Genomic DNA, 2,664 nt, shown 5'->3' on the forward strand with positions numbered 1-2,664 from the left:
TCTGCTGGTCGCGATCCGATGGGCAAAATGAGGGAGGCTCTTGTTCTACCGTGCAAGCTCTAAAGGGCTTTAGGGTGTATCCAGAGTCACTCCTAGGTCTATTTTGGGCCAACCCTTACATACAAGGGTGCATTAGCGGTCGGGGTCTGGACCTTGGTGGTCAACCTGGGGCCGCAATGCACCGGTTGGGGAAGGAGAGCTGCCGTAGGGACAGACCTATGTGTCTGCCCTGACAGGAAATGGTAACGGAGGTGGATGAAGAAATGGGGATCAGTATTTATCAGGCTCCCTGGTGGCGATACCGCGATACAGGTAGCCTGCAAGGCGTGGCAGTGACTTGGCGTAATCAGCCGTGATGGTGACCGTCTCAAACTGCTGTTCCACCAGCTGCTGAATGTTGCGATCGAGGTGGCAGCCATCACCAATCCGCTTTTGCAGTGGGGTTAAGCGACGCTGCCAAGCTTGCACCCCCGGTTCAGGGCTGAGGCCATGCTCCATAAAGAAAAACTGTCCCCCTGGTTTGAGCACCCGATAAATTTCCCGGATCGCTTGATCTACCCTAGGGATGCTGCATAGGGTAAACGTGCTAACTACACTGTCAAAGGTATGATTGTCCATCGGCAGGGTTTCACCGCCAAGGATGTGATGATCCACCGCGATCGCCCCCTGGGCAATGCGCTTTTCGGCTAGCCGATGTACCCCTGGATTAGGATCCACTGTAACGATTTGGCGAATGGCATCGGGATAGTAGGACAGGTTCAGGCCGGTGCCGAAACCAATTTCTAGGACTTGCCCTGACACCTGGGCTAACGTCTGCCGACGATACTCCCCCAGGGTAGGATCGGACAGGGAAAAGTCCAGCAGATAGGGCAAGATGCGCTCACTGTAAAACCCCATGGGCCTGTAAGAAACCTGATCGTCAAGACCTTTAATTCTAAGCCAATGCCGTTTAAGCTGACGACCGAACCCAGGGTAGAGACCAAGATGCGCACCATGGCCCAGCGCGTGCGCTGGCAGCACTCCCAGGTGCTGGAACGGGGCATCGACCAAACCCGTCTGGTCTTAGAAGATGGTGAGTCGTATGATCAAGGCTTTTCGTTTTTAGTCGTAGGAGACAGCGGCACCGGACGCCATCGCCGCAGTAGCCCCCAGCGTCAGGTTGCCCAACAGCTATTAACCCATGGCAACGATGCCCGATTTACCCTACACACGGGGGATGTGGTTTACCTGGTGGGCTCTCGGGAACAGTACCGGGCAAACTTTATCAAACCCTATCGAGACTGGCTGGTGGGGGGCCAAAACTACCAACAAATGGCCTACGATCGGATGGTATTCAAATGGCCTATGTTGCCAGTACCGGGCAACCACGACTATTATGACTTGCCCTGGTGGGTTGGTCTACTGGCCGGGTTGACTGCACCCCTGCGCTACGCCCTACGCTCCTATGTAGATATAGATGTGGGCTGGCATGGTTCGTTTAAGGGGGACGCCTATGCTCGCGCGTTTCTCGACTATCTCAAGGCCATTCCCGAGTCCCGCTTAGGAGAACATCTCGATCGTCACTACACAAGCACCCTGGACGATCGCCGCTGCCTTACCTATCGTCCCGGCCAGTTTACCCGGCTGCCTAATCGCTATTACCACTTCCGCTATGGTGGTATTGATTTCTTTGCCCTTGACTCGAATACCTTTAATCAACCATTGCCCCTCAAGGATGATGGCTACGGTGGGACCAGTCGTCAGACCTTGGTGCAACAGCGCCAACAGCTGGAAGTCGATAAGGCTGACCTATTGCGTCAGGCAGGACTGGATGCCTTAAACCCCACCACTGCAGATCACCGAGAAGACATTACCGAAGAACTAGAGGCGATCAACGAGCAAATTTACGACATTGACAAACAACTTTCAGTTTCTCGAACACCCACGGTGGACTTTGATCAGCTGCACTGGTTGCGGGATGGGCTGATTGCCTCTTGGCAAAACCCGGCGGTGCGGGGGCGAATTTTGTTTTTTCACCATCCCCCCTATGTGAGCGAAGCTACCAAGTGGCCCCAGGGACAAACCCTAGCGGTGCGTCACCACCTGCGCCAGGTGCTGGACGCCGTAGCCGATCGGGTGGGTGACATTACCCAGGACCAGCCTCTGGTAAATTTGGTGCTGAATGGCCATGCCCACTGCCTTGACTATCTACGCACAGGCGATACTGGCCATGGCGATCGCCATATTCCCTGGGTAGTGTGTGGTGGCAGCGGCTATAGTCTGCGGCGGCAGCGGCCAGAAGGGCCAGAGTTAACCGAAATGACCGACAACAGCAATGGCGAAAACGTCGTTTTGGCCACCTCTCACCTATACTTGGGTCGCCGGGGCAAGGGCAGCACCCTTCAGCGTCCCTACTCAGCCCTACGTATAGATGTTAATGATGGTGTCCCCCTCAAGCTTACCTTGACACCTTTAGTGGCCGAAAAGGTAGAGGGGGGCTGGAAACAGTATTGCCTAGACCAGATTACCGTTTGAGCCAACCTAAACCAAATTCAAGGCTAGTACAGCTACCCGGAATTAAAAATGCAAAGTTCAAGGTGAAAAATTGCTTAACGGGTGACAACGTACCTAGAGAGCTTGCTGCATCAGGGATAGAGCATAGAAACCTCGCTGAAAATAGAGTTG

At 54.4% G+C, this 2,664-nt stretch carries 2 protein-coding genes; one reads left to right on the forward strand and one right to left on the reverse strand.

The features are described 5' to 3' along the window. Positions 1 to 270: 270 nt before the first annotated feature. Positions 271 to 897: a class I SAM-dependent methyltransferase gene (locus E1H13_RS26340; protein WP_169617926.1), complete on the reverse strand. Its 627-nt coding sequence runs from the start codon at positions 895 to 897 to the stop codon at positions 271 to 273. A gap of 45 nt (positions 898 to 942) precedes the next feature. Between E1H13_RS26340 and E1H13_RS26345 the strand changes: the two genes are divergently transcribed. Beyond that, positions 943 to 2,514 carry a metallophosphoesterase gene (locus tag E1H13_RS26345; protein WP_169617927.1) on the forward strand — a complete coding sequence of 524 codons (1,572 nt, stop codon included), beginning with the start codon at positions 943 to 945 and terminating at the stop codon, positions 2,512 to 2,514. Positions 2,515 to 2,664: the final 150 nt, after the last annotated feature.

Origin of the sequence: Nodosilinea sp. P-1105 (assembly GCF_012911975.1) — a bacterium.
Lineage (GTDB): Bacteria > Cyanobacteriota > Cyanobacteriia > Phormidesmidales > Phormidesmidaceae > Nodosilinea.